Below are 19841 nucleotides of genomic sequence, written 5' to 3' on the forward strand. Positions count from 1 at the left end.
TCAAAGTTCCTTTCGGCGCAGCCGGTCGACGATGTGATCGGCCGTGCGCCAGGCCAGCGCCATGATGGTCAGCGTGGGGTTCTTGTCGGCGTTGGACGCGAACGGCGCGCCGTCGGTCAGGAAGAGGTTGGGCACGTCCCAGGTCTGGCCCCAGCCGTTGGTGACCGAGGTCCGTGCATCCGCGCCCATGATGGTGCCGCCCACCTCGTGGATGATGGAGCCGCCCGGCGCGATGGCCTTGGCGCCGTCCAGCTCGGGGCCACCGTTCACTCGGCCACCCATGGCCGTGACGATGTCGGCGAAGGTCTTCTGCATGTGCGCGGCCTGGCGCGTTTCATGCGCGGCCCATTGCCAGTGAAAGCGCAGCACCGGGATGCCGAAGCGGTCCTTGACCTGCGGGTCCAGCTCGCAGAAGGACTGCTCGTTGGGGATCATCTCGCCGCGGCCCGACAGGTAGACGAAGGAGCCGTACAGCCGCCGCACGTCCTGCTTGAAGCGCGCGCCGTAGCTGCCCTGCGTCAGCCACTCCAGGCCCGCGCCGGTGCCCGAGGTGGGCATGCGACGGCCGGTGCTGATCTCGATGTGATAACCGCGGGGGAAGCCCAAGCCCTTGTTCTCCCAGCCGGCACCCTGCTGGCCGTACAGCCACCAGGGCACGTAGGCATGGCCACCGCCGGCGCCGTCCTCGTTGTGCGGCGGCAGGCCTTCGAGCTGCGGCACCTGGCCGACGAGGTCGCTGCCCACCGTGTCCATGATGTAGCGGCCGACCTTGCCGCTGCTGTTGGCCAGGCCGCCCGGCTTGGAGTTCAGCAGGATGCGCACCGACTCGCAGGCGCTGGCCGCAAGCACGACGACACGGGCCTTGGCTTCGATGTGCTTGCCGCTGGTGCGGTCGACGAAGCGCACGCCGCGCGCCTTGCCGTTCGTGGTCGTGACCTCGTACACCATCGCGTCGCACAACACGTCCAGCTTGCCGCTGGCCAGCGCCGGCGGCAGGTGCACGGCCGGGCTCTGGTAGGTGGCGCCGATGGAACAGCCCCGGCCGCAGGGTGTGGCCCAGAAACAGGCGGCGCGCTCGCGCATGGCCTGGGCGACCAGCGCCTGCGCGCGCGGGTTGCCCGGGTGCAGCAGCGCCGGGATGCGGGCGTCGTCCAGCTTCCTGGTCAGCACCGCGCGGTGGATGGGCACGACAGGGATGCCCAACCTGGCCGCGTGCTGCTTGATGAGGCGCTCGCCGACGCGCATGGCTGGCGGCGGCAGCAGGCAGCCGTCGGGCGAGTCGGGCGTGTTCTCCAGGCCGTCGTTGCCGCCGTAGATGCCGACCAGCATCTCGACCTTGTCGTAGTAAGGCGCCAGGTCGTCGTAGGCTATGGGCCAGTCAAAGCCCAGGCCGTCGCGGCTGTGGGGCTTGAAGTCGTAGGGGCCGTTGCGCAGCGCGATGCGGCCCCAGTGGTTGGTGCGGCCGCCCAGCATGCGCGCGCGCCACCAGTCGAAGCGCTGCGTCGGGTCGTCGGACGCCTGCGTGTAGGGCTCGCCGGGCACCTGCCAGCCGCCGTCCACCGTCGCGTCGTAGAAGCCGAAGGGCTTGTCCGGCGTGCCGGCACCGCGCAGCGGCGCGTCGGCGCTGGTCTGGAACATTGGCGTCTCGGTGCGGAAGTCGTAGTGGCGGCCGGCCTCCAGCATCAGCACCCTCACGCCCTCCAGCGCCAGCGTGTAGGCCGTCTGGCCGCCGCCGGCGCCCGAGCCGACGACGATGACGTCGTAGTCCCGCGCCAGCGTGCGCGGTGTCACAAAACCCATGCGCCCTCCCAAAGAAGTGGCCGCAGTGTGCCACCCCGGGAAAGCGTTTTCAGCCCTTGCTGGGCAAGGCCCGGGGGCTGACGATGGCCGCGGCCGCCGCGAAGGCGAAGGCCAGCAGCAGCACGGGCAAGACCTGGCGCGTGTCGGGATTGAACAAGAGGCCGGCACCGCCCAGCGCGGCGCTGCTGACCAGCGCGTCGCTGAGCTGCAACGCCGACGTGTTGCCGCCCTGCTGCTCCGGCGGCGACAACTTGAGCAGCAGCACGGACAGCATGGGGAAGGACAGGCCGATGCCCAGCCCCACGGCGATCCAGCCGAGCAGCGCCAGCCAGGACGGCAGCGCAGCAAAGACGATGGGCGTCATGACCCCCAGCAAGCCCGCCGCCGCGACGGCAAACCCGGTGGGCAGCAGCCGGCGCCGGGCCGCGTCGCCCGTCACCCGCGCCTGCACGGCGCTGCCGATGCTCCAGGTGACGGCGCCGGCGCTCAGCGCGATGCCGGCCTGCGTCAGGCTCCAGCCGAAATGCTGGGTCAGCAGCAGCGGCAGGAAGGCCTCGGCGCTGGCAAAGGCCGCGGCAATGAAGCCGCGCAGCAGGATGACCGACGGCAGCCCGGGCGCGGCCGCCAGCGTGCCCACCGGCAGCAGCCGTCGGGCAGCGAACCCCGCGGCCACCAGACCCGCCGCGAACAGCAGGCCCGCACGGGCGCCGGCCTGCTGGCTCGCGCCGTGCAGCATCAGCGCGCCGGCACTGGCCAGCAGCGCCCAGCGCATCGCCCCCCAGCGCAAGGCCTCGCCGGTGCCGCCACCCGCGCGCTTGAGCGCCGGCAGCATGGCCGCCGCGGCCACCGGCACGGCCGCCGCCACGGCCAGGAAGACCGAGCGCCAGCCCATCAGCGCCACCAGCCCCGACGCCAGCGCCGGCCCCAGCAGGCCAGGCAGCACCCACGCGCCCGCGAACATCGCGAACAGCTTGGGGTGCAGCGGTGCCGGCACGACCTGGCCCACGCCCACGTACAGCGCCACGCCCAGCACGCCACTGCCCAGGCCTTGCAGCGCGCGACCCAGCACCAGCACCCACATGGACGGCGCAAAGCCGGCCAGCAGCAGCCCCATCAAAAAGGCCGCCAGTCCCACCAACGACGCGCGGTAGGGGCCGCGCTTGTCGCACAGCTGGCCGGCGGCCGTCATGCCGATCACCGAGGTGGCCAGCGTCGCGCCAAAGGCCAGCGCATACATCGGCAGACCGTTCAGCGCCTCGGCCACGGCCGGCATCGCGGTGGCCACGGCGATGGCCTCGAAGGCCAGCATGGAGATCAGCGCGATGGCGCCGACGCAGGCGGCGCGACGACCGGGAGCGAAGAGGCTGTCGGACGCGGCCGGCGGCGCGGCTATGGGGTCGGCAAGATTCATGTCAGTGGCGCCCGGCCGCTCGGCGGCAGTGTGCAACGCGAGCGTGGGGGGAGTTGTTTCTTGGAGCGTAAAAGTTCAAGCCCACTTCAAGTCAAGCAGGGTTTTGGAAGCCGGCGCGACAATCGGGGCCATGTCTGTTTCCGTTCTGCACTGTGCCTCGGCCGGCTTCGAGTCGGCCTGCCGCATTCCCGCCCTGCCCGCCTCGCACCGCAGCCATGGCCTGCATGGCCACAGCTATTTCGCGACCGTGCGCGCGGCGCTTCCCGGCGGCTGGGCGCCGTTCACCGGTGGTGAAGTGGAAAGCCTGCGCGCGCGCATGACCGAGACGGTGGCGCCGCTGGATCATGCCCTGCTGAACGACCACCTGGCCGAGCCGACCGACGAAAACCTTGCGCGCTGGGTGCGCAGCCGCCTGGCCGCCGACGTGCCGGGCATCGTGCAGGTGGGCGTGCAAAGCACCCAACACAGCGGTGTCGACCTGGACGGCGCCGGCCACGCGCATGTGTGGCGGCGCTACCGCTTCCAGGCGGCCCACCAGCTGCCCAACGTGCCGGCGGGCCACCAGTGCGGCCGCATGCACGGCCACGGCTTCGAGGTCATCCTGCATGCCAACGCGGACCTGGGCGAGCGCGACCTGTCCATCGACTACGACCATCTGGACGAAGTCTGGGCGCCGCTGCACTTCGAGCTGAACTACCGCTGCCTGAACGACATCGCCGGCCTGCAGAACCCCACCAGCGAGAACATCTCGGCCTGGCTGTGGCAACGGCTCAAGCCCGTGCTGCCGGAGCTGAGCTGGATCACCGTCTACGAGACCGGCTCCTGCGGCGCCAACTTCAATGGCCAGAGCTACCGCATCTGGAAGGAGATGACGCTGGACAGCGCCGTTCGCATGAAGCACGCGCCCGCCGGCCACCCGCTGGCCGGCATCCACGGCCACACCTTCACGCTGCGCCTGCACCTGGCGGCGCCGCTGGACCAGGTGATGGGCTGGACGGTGGACTTCGGCGACGTGAAGACGCTGTTCAACCCCCTCTTCAAGCGGCTGGACCACCACCCGCTGTACGAGATTGCCAACCTGCCCGATGGCGACGCCGCTTCGCTGGCCGCCTGGGTGCTGCGCGAGGGCGGCGCCGTGCTGCCGCAGATCGACCGCGTGGACTTGTACGAGACGCGCGGCTCCGGCGCCATCGTCAGCCGCGCCGACTCCGAAGAATTGATCCCGGTATGACTTACGCCGTCAAAGAGTTGTTCTTCACACTGCAGGGCGAAGGCGCCCAGGCGGGCCGCGCGGCGGTGTTCTGCCGCTTTGCCGGCTGCAACCTGTGGACCGGCCGCGAGCAGGACCGCGCAACGGCGGTCTGCACCTTCTGCGACACCGAGTTCGTCGGCACGGATGGCGAAGGTGGTGGCAAGTTTGCCGATGCCGGTGCGCTGGCGGACGCCATTGCCAACGCCTGGCCGCGCGGGACCGAGGGTCACGCCTCACATGACCGCGGAAAGCCCTACGTCGTCTGCACCGGCGGCGAACCGCTGCTGCAGCTGGACACGCCGCTGATCGACGCGCTGCACGCCCGCGGCTTCGAGGTGGCCGTCGAAACCAACGGCACGCAACCCGCGCCGCCGGGGCTGGACTGGATCTGCGTCAGCCCCAAGGCCGACGCGCCGCTGGTGCTGACCTCAGGGCATGAGCTGAAGCTGGTCTACCCGCAGCCGCTGGCGCAGCCTGAGCGGTTTGCCGGCCTGGACTTCCAGAACTTCTTCCTGCAGCCCATGGACTCGGTGCTGCAACGCGAGCACACCAAGGCGGCGGTGGCCTACTGCATGACGCATCCGCAGTGGCGGCTGTCGGTGCAGATGCACAAGGTGGTGGGGATCGCCTGAAGTCGACCGGCCTTCAGCGCATGCCGCCGGCGACGCTGAAATCCACGTCTTCGGCCGCCACAGTGGTGGTCTTTCGCCCCGGGTAGCTGAGCCAGGTCATGGCGATGTTCAGATCTTCGATCAGGTCGGCCGCCTCGATCCGCGCGCCGTTCTGGAGATCGATGCTCTTCGTCGTGTGCGCATCCTTGATCAGCGTGAGGTCGTAGCCGCGATCCAGCGCACCGTAGGCCGTGGCACGGATGCACCAGTTCGTCTGGGCACCGGCCAGCACGATGTGCCCTGCGCCCACGCGGGCCAGTTCCGCCTCGAGGGCTGTGTCTTCGAATGACGATTCGTAGCGCTTGAAGACCCGTGCCTCTCCTGCGGCGGGCACCAGCTCCGGCACCAACTGCCAGGGCGCGGAATCACGCACGAGGTCGCTGTCCTCGTGTTGCACCCAGATCACCGGGACGCCCTTCTCGCGCGCACGCTCAACGGCACGCGCGACGTTGCTGACGACCCGGGTTGTCTCCCACGCCGCGGTCACGACGCCGACCTGCACATCGACAACCAACAGGGCGGCTTGGTTTCCGGGTCGTACGGTACTCATGGGTAGCTTTCTGTCGGGTGGAGGGTTGCATCATGGGCTTCAGCGATGACCAGGGCATGGCCAGCACCAGGGGGAGCAGCACGCGATGCGTCAGCCGCGGCAATAGCCTTCGCCGGTTTTCACCACTAGGCAGTCGCGCTTGTCCGCCAGCCACTTCATGCCGGTGTCGGTGCCGCTGCCCGTGCGGATGGTCTCTATGGTGCCGTCGCGCACGAAGACGAGGGTGCCGGTGCCGGCCTTCGCGTCGAAGCTGCGCGCGCCGTCCAGGTTCTGCACGGTGACGCGGTAGGTCCCGCTGCCACCGGTGATCTCCAGCCACGTGCCTTCCGGGCCTTGCCATTTGCCCAGCCAACCGACCGGCACCTCGGCGGCCGAAGCCGCGGTGGCTACCGGGGGCTCCATCACAGCCGCCGATGCCGTGGAAGCCGCAGCGGGCGGCGGCTCCGGCGGCGGCGTCTCGCTGCAGGCGGTCATCGCGACGGCCGCAGCCGTCGTCCACAGGGTCTTCCAGGCTGGCATGGCGGTGGGGGAGAAGTGTCCGGGCCACCAGTCTGACCGGAGCGCCTGGCAGGCCGTGTCGGAGGAAGGCGCTACTTGGCGGGCGCGTAGCCGCGTGCCTTCATGCATTCGTTGGTCAGTTCGATCTGCTTCTCGGCGATGACGATGCCGTCACCGATGGCCGCGCCCATGGCCGCCGATTCACCCGGTTTGGAAGGCGTCGACTTGTAGCTCGCCGTGGCCGCCTTGGCTTCATAGCTGCATTGCGCCTTGTCCTTGTCCAGCTCGGACATGGATGAGCCGCTTTTCTGCCAGCCCGCCGGCGCGTGAGCGCAGGCGCTGCAGAGGACGGACGCGATGAGGCACAGGCTGACGGATGTTTTCATGGTCGACGCTTCTCGTGGGGGTGGAGAACGAATGGCCGACGCAGCGTAGCGGAGCGCGCGCGGCGCAAACCGCAAACCACCCCCCTACAACGAAGAAGGGAGCCACGCAGGCTCCCTTCTTTTCTGCCGACGCGAAACGCCGGAACCCACGCGGTCGTCAGAACCGGTAGCCCACGCCGAACTTGATGGACACCGGGTCCAGCGTCGTCTCGATGGTCTGGCCCGTGGACAGGCTGCCGGTGGTCTTGATGAAGGTCTTGGTGACCGACAGGCTGGCGGACCAGTCCTTGGTGATGTTGTAGGCACCGCCCAGTTCCATCGTCGCGCCGAAGCGGCTCTTCATGGACAGCGTCGTCGGGTTGCTGGGCGTGCCGCCGGTGATGCCGGACAGCGTGGCCGTGGACTTGGGCTTGAAGAAGTAGCCGTAGGTCACGCCGGCACCGACGAAGGGGCGGAACGTGCTGTTGGCCTCACCGAAGCGGTACTGGGCCAGCAGCGTCATCGGCAGCGACTTGACGGTGCCGAGCTTGCCGACGCCGTCGATCGCGCCGGCGCCGACGACGTCGTGCTTGAACGGCAACGCGATCGGCAGGTCGATGCTGATGTTGTCGGTCCAGTAGTAGGTGATGCCGCCGACGAAGGAGCTGGCCTTCTTGACGTCGACCTTGGTGCCGGCCAGGCTGGGTGCGGTGAGGTCACCGCTCTCGACCTGCGGGCTGATCTGCGCGGCACCCGCGTAGACGACGATGCTGCCGGCCGATTGCGCGAAGGCGCTGCCGGTGGCGATGAGGGCGGCCAGCGCACCGAAGAGGAACTTGGTTTTCATGAGTGGTCTCCGAATCAGGTGTGCCGCGGTTTACAGCCAGCCCTTGGTGGCCAGGGCCTTGGCGATCAGCTGCTGCGTCAGCTGGTGGCCATAGGGCGTCGGGTGGAAGCTGTCGGAGAAGGCATAGCTCTTCCACCAGTCGGCGCCACCGCTGACGCCGGCGGGCGGCGCGGCGGACAGGGCCGTGGCCGTGCAGGCCGGGAAGTTGTAGGTGGGCAGACCGTCGCCGCCCACGCCGGCGATCGGGCAGGCGGGCGTGGCCACGTTGGTCAGGCCGAACTGGGCCGGCGTGGCGACCTGGTCCTGGAAGGCCTTGTAGAAGTCGATCAGCACGACGCGGTCGTCGCTGGCGATCTTGGCGGCCAGCTGGGCGTTGTAGGCCGCCATCCAGCTCTGGAACAGCGCCTGCGACTGGGCCCGCGCGGTCGCGCCGGCCGTGCCGCCGCCGCTGGCCGCGGCGATGCTGTCCAGCACCATCTGGAAGCGCGGCGTGAAGGTGATGTCGGGGATGTTCATGACCACGACATGGGTGGCGCCCTTGTCGAGCACGCTGGCCTTGATGGACGCGTAGAACTTGTCGGCCAGCGCCGTCATGTAGGTCGCGCCGATCTGGGCCGTCGTCGTCGCGCCGCCGGCCAGCGCCGTGCCGATCTGCGTGGGCGTCAGCAACGTGCCGAGCAGGGCCGAGTAGCTCGCTGCACGGTCCTTGGGGATGGTCAGGTAGGCACCGACCAGGTCGGCCGAGTCATTGCCGCCGCCGTCGATGATGACCAGGTCGGTCGCGGCATAGCTGGCCAGCGACGCGTAGGTCGCCATCTGCACGCCGACGTTCAGCGGGTTGGTCGGGCCGGCACCGGCGCCGGTGTAGGTGATGCGGCCGCCGCCGATGGAGAAGTTCGTGCAGCCCGCCTTGCTGTTGGCCGCGAAGGTCGTGCCGGTGAAGACATAGAAGTTGCACAGCGTCTGGCCGTAGTTGGCCGCGATGCGCTCGGCGTAGATCAGGTTGTCCGCGCTCTGGACGGTGAACTTGTAGCCGAAGGTGCCGCTGTCCTGGATGCTGTCGCCGAAGACCTTGACCGAGGAGATGCTGATCTTGGGCGTCGTGTCTGCCGTGGCACCGCCGCCGCAGCCCGCCACCAGCAGGCTGCCCAACAACGCCGCCGAGGCCGCGGCGATCCGGTTGAGGAAGGGTTTCATCGTTGTCTCCTAGGCGACACCGCAGGCGCGGCGCATTCAAATTCGGGGAGCGCAACTCTAGCCGCTGCTTTTTAGTACGGTCGTTCGTTTTTCCCCTCAGTTCGCGTAAAGAAACGACAGCGAAGGGCTGGAGCAAGTCTGTGGATGGTTCCGGGACAACCGGGCAGATATCCACAGGCCCAGGCCCGTTTGCGAAGTTGTGCCCAAACGCGAACGCCGCCCTCCGATCTGGCTGCACAGGCTTGTGCGGTCGCCAAGCGCTTGCTGCGCCTGGACTTTTTGCCCTTGTCCACAGCGCGGGCCGGCCTCTACTACGACTACTAATTTGAAATCTTGAATACCGTTTGGAATACATAAGACACTGCCGACATGGATATCTCAGCGCTGCAGCGCCGCTTGCGCCAGTTCGCCGCCGACCGCGACTGGCAGCCCTACCAGACCCCCAAGAACCTCGCGATGGCCATGACGGTCGAGGCCGCCGAGCTGCTGGAAATCTTCCAGTGGCTGACACCCGAGCAGTCGCTGGCGCTGAGCGACGACCAGCGCCGCCACCTCGGTGAAGAGTTGTCCGACGTGCTGCTCTACCTGGTGCAGATCGCCGACCACGGCGGCGTGGACCTGGACGCGGCCGTCGAGCGCAAACTGGCGATGAACGCGGTCAAGCACCCGCCCAAGAAGTCTTGAAGGAGGTCGGCATGGAAACCATCGCCGTCATCGACTTCGAGACGACGGGCCTGGGGCCGACCAGCGGTGGCCGGGCCACCGAGATCGCCGCCGTGCTGGTGCGTGGCGGCTGCGTCGTCGACGAGTTCAGCAGCCTGATGAACAGCGGCGCCTGGGTGCCGCCCTACATCCAGGCCTTGACCGGCATCAGCAACGAGATGCTGGCCGACGCGCCGGATTCGGCGAGCGTCATGCGCGAGCTGGCCCGCTTCACCGAGGGCTGCCCGCTGGTGGCGCATAACGCGGCCTTCGACCGGGGCTTCTGGCAGGCCGAGATGACCCGGGCGAGCCTAGAGGCGGACCCGGCGCACGAGTTCGCCTGCACCGTGCTGTTGTCACGCCGGCTCTGGCCCGAGGCCCGGAGCCATTCGCTCGGCGAGATGACCCGCTTTCACGACATCCGCTTCAGCGGCCGCGCCCACCGCGCGATGGCCGATGCCCGCGTGACGGCCGAGCTGTTGCTGAAGGTGCGTGCCGAAGTGGCGCGGCGCTTCGCGATGGACCTGGGGGACGCCGACGTCGACCACGCATTGCTGGCGCAAATGCAGCGCACGCCGCTGCGCTGGCTGCGCCGCGGCCTCGTCGAGCACGTGAAGAGTCAACGCAAAGCTGCCTGAGGTCAGGAAAAAATTCTGTCAAGGCCCCACCTTGCGGCGTTGGGCAAGGACAATCGCGCCCTTTCGTCCCAGCGCCATTGCTCAAGAGTTCCATGTCCGTGATCCAGGTTCGCCCCGCCACCCTGCGCGATGCCAAGGCCATCGCCGAGATCCACGTCGCTTCCAGCCAGGATGCCTACAAGGCCTTGCTGCCTGCAGCGGCGCTGGATGCGATGTCGGTGCAGAAGCGCCAGGCCTTCTGGCGTGAAGCCATCGACCTCTGCGAGCCGCAGGTCATCGTTGCCCACCTGGACAACAAGATCATGGGCTTCGCCGGCTTTGACCGTTCGCGCGACAAGGGCACGCCGGCCACGACCGGCGAGGTCTGGGCGATGTTTGCTGACCCCGTGCACCTGGACAAGGGCGTGGGCCTGGCGCTGTGGGATGCCACGCGCGACGGCCTGCAGGAAGAAGGCTGCACCAAGGCCACGCTGTGGTGCTACCTGCGCAATGAACGCGCGCTGCGTTTCTTCGAACTGGCCGGCTTCAAGCGCGAGCTGGGCAGCGCCCGCACGACGGAAGTCGGCGGTGCACGCGTCGAAGAGATCCGCCTGCATCGCTCGCTGGTCTGAAACGAAGGAAGCGCCCCACAGGGCGCTTCTTGGCGAGACCGCGGTGAAGCGGATCAGCCGCGGCGGCGACGGGCCATGAAGCCGACGCCAGCCAGGCCGGCCAGCATCAGGGCGTAAGTCTGCGGCTCGGGCACGGCGCTGACGCTGAAGACGGTCGTGTTGGGCACGCGCGAGGCGTAGCTGCCGTCATCCGGGTTGCTGGTCCAGTTGGCGATGTTGCCGACCAGCGGCTTGTAGGCCGCGAAGTTCGCCTGGCCCGAGCGGCTGCCGAGGTACTCCTCGTACTCGGCGCCACCGCCCAGCGCGATGGCGCCGGCACCGAGGCTCAGGCCCGTGTTGGTCAGGCTGCCGGCGGCGGCGCTGCCAAAGGCGGTGGTCGTGATGGCCGCCAGGAAGGTCGGCGTGCCGGTCACCGCACTGGCGAGGTAGGCGTAGACCGAGTCTTCGCCTGCGCTCAGGCCATAGTTGGTGCTGCCGCCGACACTGGCGCGGCTCAGCGTGCCCAGCGTCGACGACAGTGTGGTGGCGTCGATGTTCTGGAAACGGATCACCGAACCGGCAGCGATGGTCGCCGCACCGCTCTTCCACTGGTGATAGCTCTCACCGGTGTTGAAGGCGGAACCGTTCCACTCGTTGTCGGTGAAGAAGACCGTGGTGTTGGGCGCGATGTCCACAAACGTGACCAGGGCCCAGCCGTCTTCATCGGCGTTGAGGGCGGTGAAGGCGACATCACCGGCGCCCAGCGCGGCAACGGCGCTTTGCGAAGCGATAGCCGCGGCAGCGGCGGCGAACAGGGCGAGAGACTTTTTCATGGGGCTCCAAGGTCAGACCGGCGCACTGTCCGGCCCGGCGGTGAAGGGCTCGTGACAGCCTCGCACCGCTGCACCCCGTGACTGAGGGGAGGCTCAAGCCGTGTAGCCGCCGGTGGCCAGCGCCCAGCCATCGGTCGCGTCGTCGTGGCGCTGCACATGCACCGGGCAGAGCTTCTTGGCGGCGGCGCGTTCGACCAGGTTCTCGGCCTGCTCGGGCGTCAGCTGCAGCGCGAAGCGCGTCCAGCGCTTTTGCACCAGCGGCAGCGCCCAGGCGTCTTCCAGCGCCCAGCGGATCTCGTGCGGCTGCTGCAGCTCGGCGGCGGCCAGCACGCGCGGGGCCAGCGCGAGCAGGAAGCGGTTGAAGTCGCTGCGCAGCGGGTCGGTCGGCAGCAGTGCCTCAAGGCGGCTCAGGCGGGCGCTCCAGCCCGGCGTGGCGAGCTGGCGCGTGACCAGCGCCTGTAGCGCCTGGATGGGGTTGAACAGGCGCAGGCGGTTGGGCGGCAGCATGCGCAGCGGGATCTGCGCCGCTTCTTCGTGGCTCAACGGCGTGACGAAGCTGGCCAGCACGGCCAGGCGCTGCCATTCGCCCTCCGCCAGGCCGCCGATGCGGGTGATGGGGCCGGCCGCGCAGCTCGCGGCCATGTCGACGAGCGCACCGTGCTTGCGCGAGCCCTTGGCCCGGTTGGCGCGGCCGCTCATGACGGCGAGGTTGCCGGCCGCGTAGCCGGCGTCGTCGCGGACGCGGTCGATGCTGCGGTTGTCGTCGTCCAGCTGCTCGCGGGTGACGGGGCAGTGGCTGGTGTCCAGCTGGGCCAGGTGATGGGGCGTGAGCTGGATGTCCTCGAAGCTGCGGCCGCGGGCCCAGGCGTGGGTGCGCAGGGCCAGCCACAGCTCGACCTGCACGCTGGCGGGCGCGCGCACCGGGCGGCCGCGGGCGGCCAGCCAGCCGCGCTGCAGCGGCGATTGCGGGTAGAGGTGGGCGATGGGCGGCGTGATGCCGTGCAGCGCGTAGTCGCGGCCCAGGGCCAGGCCCGTGCGCTCGTGGGCGCTGATGGGGGCGGGCGCGGCGTCCATGTCCAGGTCGAACTGGACGAGGGCGGGGCGGGTGCTGATCGGGCTGTTGAGGACGGCTTGCATGGTCAGGCTCCTGGGATTGAGAGGCACGCCGTTGAATTCGCGGGCCTTGCAAGCAGTCTCGTGAGCCAGTAGCTCATGAGATGATCCACCCAGAAAACCACTGTAAATATTTTCAGGGACCGGCTCCATGGACCGCACCGAACGCTTCTACAAGATCGAGCACCTGATCCGCTCCCGCGGCTGCGTGTCCTTTGCCGACCTGATCGCGGCGCTGGAGGTGTCGCCCGCCACGCTGAAGCGCGATCTGGCCTATCTGCGCGAGCGGCTGGACGCGCCCATCGAATATGACGCCGCCGACAACGGCTACCGCTTCGGCCAGCAGTGGCGCGGCGGCAAGCACGAGCTGCCCGGCGTGTGGTTCAACGAGGCCGAGCTGCATGCGCTGCTGACGATGCAGCAGATGCTGGCTGGGCTGGATGAGCAGGGCGTCGTCGGGCGGCACCTGCAGCCGATGTTCGACAAAATCACCGGCATGCTGGGGGTGGACGCGGCGGAAGCCGAGGAGCTGCGGCGTCGCGTGAAGCTCATTGGCACGGCACGCCGGCGCGTCGCCAGCGATGGCTTTGAAACCGTGGGCAGCGCCGTCGTGAAACGCCAGCGCCTGCAGATCCGCTACCGCAAGAAGACCGGCGCCGGCGGTGTCAGCGACCGCGAGGTGTCGCCGCAGCGCCTGGTGCATCACCGCCACGCCTGGTACCTGGACGCCTTCTGTCACCAGAGCCAGGGCTTGCGTCGCTTTGCGCTGGACGGCATCGAGGCGGCGACGCTGCTGGACACCCCCGCCCAGGCGCTGGCACTGGACGAGCTGGAGGCCGCGCTGGACCGCGGCTACGGCATCTTTGCCGGCGGCACGCCGCGCGAGGCCGAGCTGCTGTTCAGCCCCGAGGCGGCGGCCTGGGTGTCGCGCGAGGAATGGCACCCCGCGCAGCGCAGCGAATTCCTGCCCGACGGCCGCTGGCGGCTGCACCTGCCTTATGTGGACGACACCGAGCTGCTGATGGACTTGCTGCGCCATGCCGGCCAGGTCGAAGTCGCCGCGCCGGCGGCGTTGCGCGAGGCCTATGCGGCGCGGCTGCGGCAGGCTGTCGCCGCGTTGTAGGACAAGTGCGCTTCATTCGTGGTGGGGCGTGCCAGGCCCTTGCCAATCGCGTTAGGCTTGATGCGTGTTTGATATCCCACCGAGGAGCTAGCGATGAGTGACGCAACCCAGGCGAAGGAAAAACTGGCGTCGGATTTCCGTGCGGTGATGCAAGACATCGATGCCTTGATGACGGCCACGACGAACAAGGCGGATGGCGAGGTCAAGGCCTTGCGCTCGCGCATCGTTGACCGCCTCGACGGGGCCAAGGAGAAGCTGCTGGACGCCCAGCACGAGGCCATCCAGCGCGCCAAGGATGCCGCGACCGCGACCGACGACTACGTGCATGCCAATCCCTGGCAGGCCATCGGTGCCGCGGCCGCTGTCGGCTTGGCGCTGGGCGTGCTGATCGGCCGCCGTTGAGCCTCGCCACTTGAGCGACGCCAAAGAACCCGTCTCCGCGCCGCTGCGCCGGCTCGGGGTCTCGCTGTTGACGCTGAGCCGCATCCGGCTCGAGCTGTTCGCCATCGAGGCCCAGGAGGAGAAGGAGCGCATCGCCAGCCTGCTGCTGTGGGCCGTGCTGGCTGCGCTGCTGGCGGGCTTTGGCCTGCTGATGCTGCTGTTGCTCGTCACCGTGGCGCTGTGGGACAGCCACCGCATGCTGGCGCTTGGTGGCGGCACCGTCGTGCTGGTCGTGGCGGCCATCGTCGCGGTGCTGAAGGTCAAGGGGCTCATCGAGCAACCGGCCAGCCTCTTCCAGTCCAGCATCGGCGAGTTGCGCGAGGATGCCGAAGCGCTGCGGCGCCGGGCGGGGCCATGATCCCCAGGATCCCGGCCGACCCGGCGCAGCGCGCTGAGCGCAAGGCCAATCTGCTGCTGGCCTCCGGGCTGCTGCGCGGCCAGGCCGCGCTGGCGGTGGACGACCTGGGCCAGCGCGCCGACGGTTGGGTGCGCCGCGTGGTGGCCTGGCGTGACCTGCTGACCAACCCCATCGTGCTGGCCGCCGCGGGCGCCGGCGCGACCTTCTTTGCCGCATCGGGCCGGCAGGGGCGAGGCAAGCTCGGGCGCGGGATGCGCTTGGCCTGGCTGGCCTGGCGGCTGTGGACGGCGCGCAGGCGCTAGGAAGCCGCCGGCTTCTCGACGAGCGGGCTGTCCCGCCCACGGCTGTGCGCCGGAATGCCGCCCAGCGTGGGCAGCCAGGGCATGGCCGAGTCCTGCCAGACCTGCACCGTGGGCACCAGCGCGGCGCGCTCGTTCACGCAGCCCAGGCGGATGTTCAACGCCTTGGGCTCGTCCGCTTCGGTCGCGAACAACTGCGAGCCGCAGTCACCGCAGAAGGCCTGCACGCGCCGGTTGCCGCTGGCGGCCACCTTCACGTAGCGCTTGGGCGAACCCTGCATCTCGACCTGGTCGACCGGCACCTGCACCACGGCGCGGAAGGGCCCGCCCGAGATGATCTGGCAGTCGGCACAGTGGCAGACAAAGACCTTGTCGGGGTTGACCATCGCGGTGAAGCGGATGGCGCCGCAATGGCATTGGCCGGTGATCTTCATGGTGGAGCCTCGCGTTGTGCAGGTCAGTTGTCGGCGGCATCCAGGCGCTTCATGCGCTCGCTCTGCCAGTAGACGTCGTCGCCGCCCAGCCCGTCGAGGTTGGCGCGGTTCAGCACGCGGGCCAGCACGAACAGCAGGTCGGACAGGCGGTTCAGGTACTGGCGCGGCGCAGCGCGTATGGGCTCGGTGGCCGCCAGCGTGATGACGGCACGCTCGGCGCGGCGGGCAATGGTGCGGCAGACGTGGGCGATGGCCGCACTGCGCGTGCCGGCCGGCAGGATGAATTCCTTCAGCCGCGGCAGCGCCGCGTTGTAGTGCTCCAGCGCCTCGTCCAGGCGCAGCACGGCAGCATCCTTCAGCAGCTCGCCACCGGGCCAGGACAGCTCGCCGCCCAGGTTGAACAGCTCGTGCTGGATGACGACGACGAGGTCGCGGATGTCGTCCGGCAGCGGCTCGGCCAGCAGCAGGCCGAGGTTGGAATTCAGCTCGTCGACGTCGCCCATGGCCTGCACGCGCAGGTGGTCCTTGGGCACGCGGCTGCCGTCGGACAGGCCGGTGGTGCCGTCGTCGCCGGTGCGCGTGGCGATCTGAGAAAGTCGGTTGCCCATGATGACGGGATGCGTGTCGGTGGTCGGACCCGCATCCTGCCTGAAACCGCCGCCTCAGTGCCGCGCGGTCGGCATGCGGAAGGTGTTGACCAGGCCGGACAGCTTCTCGGCCTGCTGTTGCAGGCTCATGCCGGCCGCGGCGGTCTGCTCGACAAGAGCGGCGTTCTGCTGCGTGAGCTGGTCCATGTGCGAGACGGCTTCGCTGATCTGGCCGATGCCGGTGCTCTGCTCGCTGGACGCGCGGCTGATGCTGGTGACCAGTTCGGCCAGCGAACGGATGGCGTCGACGGTCTCGCGCATCGTCGCGCCGGCCCCCTGCACGAGGCGGGCCCCGTCCTCGACCTGGCCCACGCTGGCGGAGATCAGTGCCTTGATCTGCTTGGCCGCCTCGGCCGAGCGGCCGGCCAGCGCGCGCACCTCGCTCGCGACGACGGCAAAACCGCGGCCTTGCTCGCCGGCCCGCGCGGCCTCCACGGCGGCGTTCAGCGCCAGGATGTTGGTCTGGAAGGCAATGCCGTCGATGACGGCGATGATTTCCTCGATGCGCCGGCTGCTGGCTTCGATGTCGCCCATGGTCTGCACGACTTGCTCGACAGCAGCGCCGCCCGAGATGGCCACGGTGCAGGCGCGCTGGGCCAGGCTGCTGGCGTCGCCGGCCTGGTCGGCATTGCTGCGCACCGTGGCGGTCAGCTCTTCCATGGAGCTGGCGGTTTCTTCCAGCGCCGAGGCCTGCTGCTCGGTGCGCTGCGACAGGTCGCGGTTGCCCGAGGCCAGCTCCTGGGAGGCCTGGGCCACCTCGCCGGCGTTGTCGCGCACTTCGCCGATGACGCCGCACAGGCTGTCGCGCATGGCCAGCAGCGCGGTGGTGAGCTGGCCGATCTCGTCGCGGGCATGCACGACGACGTCGCCGCTGAGGTCGCGCGCGGCGATCTGCTGGGCAAGACCCGCTGCATGCGTCAGCGGCCCGGTGATGCTGCGCGAGATGCCGCGGGCGAACAGGAAGACAAAAACCAGCAGCACGGCGAGCAGGCCGAAGACGATCCAGCTGCTGCGGCGCAGGCCGGTGACGCGCTCGTTCAGCAATTCGTCCAGAGCCGTCATGGCCTCGTCGGCGACGGCGTACATCGCGTCGATGGTGCGCGTGTAGCTGGCGATGTAGTCGGGTGCGGCGTAGGCGAGTTCTTCCTTGGCGATGAGCTCGTCACGCGTGAGCTTCAGCGAGCCGCGCACCTGTTCGTCCAGCGCCGCGATCTTGCTGCCCAGCCGGCTCTTCAGCGCCGCGTTGACGGCGAAGCTCTTGTCGAAGGCCGTGCCCATGCCGCGGTGCTGGTCGTCGGCCTGCTGCACGAGGCCGGCCAGCAAGGTGCGGCCCTCGGGGCCGATCTTGCCCTCGGCCAGGAAGCCTGCGCCGCGCGCCCGCGCCTGGCCCAGCGCCTCGGTTGCCATCGGCAGGCGCGCAAGCGTCGCGCTGATGAGGAAATAGCTGTCGGCCTCGGGGTCGAGGATGAGGCCGGACTGGTCCACGAGCTGGTCCAGCAGCTTGAAGTAAACGGCGATGAGCTGGGCGTGCAGCGTGCTGCTCTCGGCGGCCTTCAGCGAGCCGGCACCGACCTGGCCGGACAAGGCGCGCCAGCGCTGCTGCGCGTCCTGCCAGGTCTGGCGCATCGCGTCGGTGGTGGCGCCGGTCTTCAGCAGCGCGTCCAGCGCGGCGAACTGCTTCTCGACCTCGGCGTTCTTGGCCTCGCGGCCGGCCTGCACCGAGGCGTTGCCGCCCAGCTGAGCCGCCGACAGGCCGCGGTGCTGCTGGGTCAGCTGCGTCAGCCGCACGATCTGGCGCGCGGGCGCCAGGCCGTCGACCTCGCCCTGCGCCGCCTGGGACAGCTGGTGGGCCTGGCGCACCTGGAAGGCCGACGGGATGCTGATGGCGACCAGCACCAGCAAGGTCAGCAGCATCAGCTTGCGGCTGATGGTCAACGTGGTCAGCGGGCTCATGTCGTTCTCCTTGTTCGGCGTGGGCCCCTGACGCCAGTTCAGTGCCGGCGGCCGCTGCGGTGGAAGGCGGGCTTGTGCACCGGCGCGTCATGGGGCTTGAAGCCCTGGGCCGGCGTCCAGCGCGGCGCCGGTGGTGCATCGTGTGGCGGCGGCGGGTCGCCGAAGACCTCGCGCCAGCGCGCGGCCAGCAGGTCGAAGCGCACCGCGCCAAAGGCGATGAGGACGACGGCGGCGATCAGCAGCAGCCACGTCAGAGTGGGGTCCATGCAGGTCTCCCGGATTCGCTGTGGGGACATGCTGTCACTGCGGCCCAGGCACTGCAAGACAATCTTGTATCGACCACGGAGCCGCCCATGAACGCGCCCGAACACCACCTCGCCCCTGCCGCACCGTTGCCGCCCGCCTTGCTGGACGCGCTGCGCGCCGGATTCGCCGAGCGTTGCTCGACCGCGTTGGCCGTGCGTGAGCAGCACGGCCGCGACGAATCCGTCTTCGACGTGCCGCCGCCGCAGGCCGTCGTGTTTGCCGAGAGCGAGGCCGAAGTGGCGCGCGTCGTTGCGCTGTGTGCCGCGCACGGCGTGCCGGTCATCCCGTATGGCGCGGGCTCGTCGCTTGAAGGGCATCTGCTGGCCGTGCAGGGCGGTGTCAGCCTGGACGTGTCGCGCATGAACCGCATCCTGCGCGTGGACGCCGAGGACTTGACGGTGACCGTGCAGCCCGGCGTCACGCGCAAGGCGCTGAACGAGGCGCTGAAGCACGAGGGCTTGTTCTTCCCCATCGACCCCGGTGCCGACGCTTCACTCGGCGGCATGGCCGCCACGCGCGCCAGCGGCACGAATGCAGTGCGCTACGGCACGATGCGCGAGAACGTGCTGGCGCTGCGCTTCGTCGCCGCGAACGGCGAAGTCGTGCGCACCGGTTCACGCGCGAAGAAAAGCAGCGCCGGCTACGACCTCACGCGCCTCATCATCGGCAGCGAAGGCACGTTGGGCGTCATCACCGAGTTGACGGTGAAGGTGCACCCGCTGCCTGAGGCCGTGTCGGCGGCGGTGTGCTTCTTCCCCAGCATCGATGCGGCCGTGCGCACGGCCATGCAGGTCATCCAGATCGGCGTGCCCATTGCGCGCTGCGAGCTGCTGGATGCCAACGCGATCAAGGCCGTCAACGCGCACGACAAGCTGGGGCTGAAGGAAGCGCCCATGCTGCTGATGGAGTTCCACGGCAGCGAGGCCGGCGTGGCCGAGCACGCGGCGGTGGTGCAGGACGTGGCGGCCGACCATGGCGGCGAGGCCTTCGAATGGGCCACCACGCCCGAAGCCCGCACGCGGCTGTGGACGGCGCGCCATCACGCGTATCTGTCAGGCCTGCAGATGCGCCCCGGCTGCCGCGCAGTGACGACGGACACCTGCGTGCCCATCTCGCGGCTGGCCGAGAACATCGAGGCCTCCATCGCCGAGGTCGAGGCCGCCGGCCTGCCCTACTTCATCGTCGGCCATGTGGGCGACGGCAACTTCCACATGGCCTATCTGTTGGACCCGGTCGATCCCGAGGAGCTGGCGACCGCCGAGCGGCTGAGCGCGCAGATGGTGGCGCGGGCGATTGCGCTGGAGGGGACCTGCACGGGCGAGCATGGCATCGGGTTGCACAAGCAGGGGTTCCTGCTGGATGAGACGGGCGAGGAAGCGGTGGCGCTGATGCGGGCGGTGAAGGCGGCGCTGGATCCGTTGGGCATCCTCAATCCGGGGAAGATCTTTCAGCAGTGAATCTGCTGATTCGACTTGGGGTTTGGATAAAGAAGGGTGTTCTTCTGACCTTGATGGTCGCCTGCTTGGTCGCCATCTTCTGGGGCATCCTCTACAGGATGTTCTTGCCCTTCACCCCGCCGTGGCTGGACGAAATTGCTTTCGTTGCAGTCCCGCTCGCTCTCCTTGTTGCCTGGTTGGTGGGCAGATCGGACACGAGGCAAGACGCCGATGAGAAAAGTGTCAAACCTGTGCGGGGAGTGCCCGATGCGGCGGCCCGACTTGCGCACGAAGATGAGCCTTCGTCTCTTGCCGATTGATCCCGTGATGGGCAACGCCCATCCGAGCATGGCGGTACACCGCTTCGCCTCCACAAA

General features: G+C 69.1%; 24 protein-coding genes. 11 read left to right on the forward strand and 13 right to left on the reverse strand.

What is annotated here, in order from left to right; all coding sequences use genetic code 11:
- Positions 1 to 1800 (reverse strand): GMC family oxidoreductase, encoded by a 1800-nt coding sequence (locus AC1D29_RS24870; RefSeq protein ID WP_477902540.1) that lies wholly within the window; start codon positions 1798 to 1800, stop codon positions 1 to 3.
- A 49-nt stretch (positions 1801 to 1849) separates the two neighbouring features.
- Positions 1850 to 3211 carry an MFS transporter gene (locus AC1D29_RS24875; protein WP_477902542.1) on the reverse strand — a complete coding sequence of 454 codons (1362 nt, stop codon included), beginning with the start codon at positions 3209 to 3211 and terminating at the stop codon, positions 1850 to 1852.
- A 130-nt stretch (positions 3212 to 3341) separates the two neighbouring features.
- On the opposite strand from AC1D29_RS24875, the gene AC1D29_RS24880 reads away from it, so the two are divergent.
- Positions 3342 to 4442, forward strand: a complete 1101-nt coding sequence (locus AC1D29_RS24880) for a 6-carboxytetrahydropterin synthase (protein WP_477902544.1) — start codon at positions 3342 to 3344, stop codon at positions 4440 to 4442.
- Positions 4439 to 5095, forward strand: a complete 657-nt coding sequence (queE, locus tag AC1D29_RS24885; RefSeq protein WP_477902546.1) for a 7-carboxy-7-deazaguanine synthase — start codon at positions 4439 to 4441, stop codon at positions 5093 to 5095. The genes AC1D29_RS24880 and queE overlap by 4 nt, the downstream gene beginning before the upstream one ends.
- A gap of 13 nt (positions 5096 to 5108) precedes the next feature.
- Here queE and AC1D29_RS24890 read toward each other — a convergent pair whose 3' ends face one another.
- The 5 genes from AC1D29_RS24890 to AC1D29_RS24910 form a co-directional block, all read right to left on the reverse strand.
- A complete protein-coding gene (locus AC1D29_RS24890) occupies positions 5109 to 5684 on the reverse strand; it encodes a cysteine hydrolase family protein (protein ID WP_477902548.1) in 576 nt (191 codons plus the stop codon).
- 90 nt (positions 5685 to 5774) lie between these two features.
- Positions 5775 to 6203 carry a hypothetical protein gene (locus AC1D29_RS24895; RefSeq protein WP_477902550.1) on the reverse strand — a complete coding sequence of 143 codons (429 nt, stop codon included), beginning with the start codon at positions 6201 to 6203 and terminating at the stop codon, positions 5775 to 5777.
- A gap of 71 nt (positions 6204 to 6274) precedes the next feature.
- Positions 6275 to 6568: a hypothetical protein gene (locus AC1D29_RS24900; RefSeq protein WP_477902552.1), complete on the reverse strand. Its 294-nt coding sequence runs from the start codon at positions 6566 to 6568 to the stop codon at positions 6275 to 6277.
- 157 nt (positions 6569 to 6725) lie between these two features.
- Complete coding sequence (locus AC1D29_RS24905) at positions 6726 to 7394, reverse strand: OmpW/AlkL family protein (RefSeq protein WP_477902554.1); 669 nt, start codon at positions 7392 to 7394, stop codon at positions 6726 to 6728.
- Positions 7395 to 7424: 30 nt separating this feature from the next.
- On the reverse strand, positions 7425 to 8591 hold the full coding sequence (locus AC1D29_RS24910; RefSeq protein ID WP_477902556.1) for an SGNH/GDSL hydrolase family protein: 1167 nt from the start codon (positions 8589 to 8591) through the stop codon (positions 7425 to 7427).
- A 369-nt stretch (positions 8592 to 8960) separates the two neighbouring features.
- Here AC1D29_RS24910 and AC1D29_RS24915 point away from each other — a divergent pair, with 369 nt between their 5' ends.
- The 3 genes from AC1D29_RS24915 to AC1D29_RS24925 all read left to right on the forward strand — a co-directional run bounded on the left by AC1D29_RS24915 (position 8961) and on the right by AC1D29_RS24925 (position 10542).
- Positions 8961 to 9275: a nucleotide pyrophosphohydrolase gene (locus AC1D29_RS24915; RefSeq protein WP_477902558.1), complete on the forward strand. Its 315-nt coding sequence runs from the start codon at positions 8961 to 8963 to the stop codon at positions 9273 to 9275.
- An 11-nt stretch (positions 9276 to 9286) separates the two neighbouring features.
- Entirely contained in the window at positions 9287 to 9931 is a 645-nt protein-coding gene (locus AC1D29_RS24920; protein ID WP_477902560.1) for a 3'-5' exonuclease, read from the forward strand.
- Positions 9932 to 10023: 92 nt separating this feature from the next.
- Positions 10024 to 10542: an N-acetyltransferase family protein gene (locus AC1D29_RS24925; protein ID WP_477902562.1), complete on the forward strand. Its 519-nt coding sequence runs from the start codon at positions 10024 to 10026 to the stop codon at positions 10540 to 10542.
- Positions 10543 to 10595: 53 nt separating this feature from the next.
- Here AC1D29_RS24925 and AC1D29_RS24930 read toward each other — a convergent pair whose 3' ends face one another.
- Positions 10596 to 11354, reverse strand: coding sequence for a PEP-CTERM sorting domain-containing protein (locus AC1D29_RS24930; RefSeq protein WP_477902564.1), 759 nt, complete (start codon positions 11352 to 11354; stop codon positions 10596 to 10598).
- Positions 11355 to 11447: 93 nt separating this feature from the next.
- Positions 11448 to 12491, reverse strand: a complete 1044-nt coding sequence (locus AC1D29_RS24935; RefSeq protein WP_477902566.1) for a hypothetical protein — start codon at positions 12489 to 12491, stop codon at positions 11448 to 11450.
- Between the two features lie 127 nt (positions 12492 to 12618).
- Here AC1D29_RS24935 and AC1D29_RS24940 point away from each other — a divergent pair, with 127 nt between their 5' ends.
- From AC1D29_RS24940 to AC1D29_RS24955, 4 genes are all read left to right on the forward strand, one after another.
- A complete protein-coding gene (locus AC1D29_RS24940; protein WP_477902568.1) occupies positions 12619 to 13590 on the forward strand; it encodes a helix-turn-helix transcriptional regulator in 972 nt (323 codons plus the stop codon).
- 93 nt (positions 13591 to 13683) lie between these two features.
- Positions 13684 to 13992 (forward strand): ElaB/YgaM/YqjD family protein, encoded by a 309-nt coding sequence (locus AC1D29_RS24945; protein WP_477902571.1) that lies wholly within the window; start codon positions 13684 to 13686, stop codon positions 13990 to 13992.
- A 10-nt stretch (positions 13993 to 14002) separates the two neighbouring features.
- A complete protein-coding gene (locus tag AC1D29_RS24950; RefSeq protein WP_477902573.1) occupies positions 14003 to 14389 on the forward strand; it encodes a phage holin family protein in 387 nt (128 codons plus the stop codon).
- On the forward strand, positions 14386 to 14691 hold the full coding sequence (locus AC1D29_RS24955) for a hypothetical protein (protein ID WP_477902575.1): 306 nt from the start codon (positions 14386 to 14388) through the stop codon (positions 14689 to 14691). The genes AC1D29_RS24950 and AC1D29_RS24955 overlap by 4 nt, the downstream gene beginning before the upstream one ends.
- Here AC1D29_RS24955 and AC1D29_RS24960 read toward each other — a convergent pair.
- The 4 genes from AC1D29_RS24960 to AC1D29_RS24975 are packed head-to-tail and all read right to left on the reverse strand — an operon-like array spanning position 14688 to position 17988.
- Positions 14688 to 15122, reverse strand: a complete 435-nt coding sequence (locus AC1D29_RS24960; protein ID WP_477902577.1) for a GFA family protein — start codon at positions 15120 to 15122, stop codon at positions 14688 to 14690. The two genes, AC1D29_RS24955 and AC1D29_RS24960, sit on opposite strands and share 4 nt — an antisense overlap.
- A 23-nt stretch (positions 15123 to 15145) precedes the next feature.
- Positions 15146 to 15730: a cob(I)yrinic acid a,c-diamide adenosyltransferase gene (locus AC1D29_RS24965; protein ID WP_477902579.1), complete on the reverse strand. Its 585-nt coding sequence runs from the start codon at positions 15728 to 15730 to the stop codon at positions 15146 to 15148.
- Positions 15731 to 15784: 54 nt separating this feature from the next.
- Positions 15785 to 17722: a methyl-accepting chemotaxis protein gene (locus AC1D29_RS24970; RefSeq protein ID WP_477902582.1), complete on the reverse strand. Its 1938-nt coding sequence runs from the start codon at positions 17720 to 17722 to the stop codon at positions 15785 to 15787.
- A gap of 38 nt (positions 17723 to 17760) precedes the next feature.
- Positions 17761 to 17988 (reverse strand): hypothetical protein, encoded by a 228-nt coding sequence (locus AC1D29_RS24975; RefSeq protein ID WP_477902584.1) that lies wholly within the window; start codon positions 17986 to 17988, stop codon positions 17761 to 17763.
- Positions 17989 to 18075: 87 nt separating this feature from the next.
- Here AC1D29_RS24975 and AC1D29_RS24980 point away from each other — a divergent pair, with 87 nt between their 5' ends.
- Positions 18076 to 19485: an FAD-binding oxidoreductase gene (locus AC1D29_RS24980; protein ID WP_477902586.1), complete on the forward strand. Its 1410-nt coding sequence runs from the start codon at positions 18076 to 18078 to the stop codon at positions 19483 to 19485.
- Positions 19482 to 19784, forward strand: a complete 303-nt coding sequence (locus AC1D29_RS24985) for a hypothetical protein (RefSeq protein ID WP_477902588.1) — start codon at positions 19482 to 19484, stop codon at positions 19782 to 19784. Before AC1D29_RS24980 ends, AC1D29_RS24985 begins: the two co-directional genes overlap by 4 nt.
- Positions 19785 to 19841: the final 57 nt, after the last annotated feature.

The sequence above is a fragment of the Roseateles sp. P1_C6 genome, assembly GCF_056406315.1.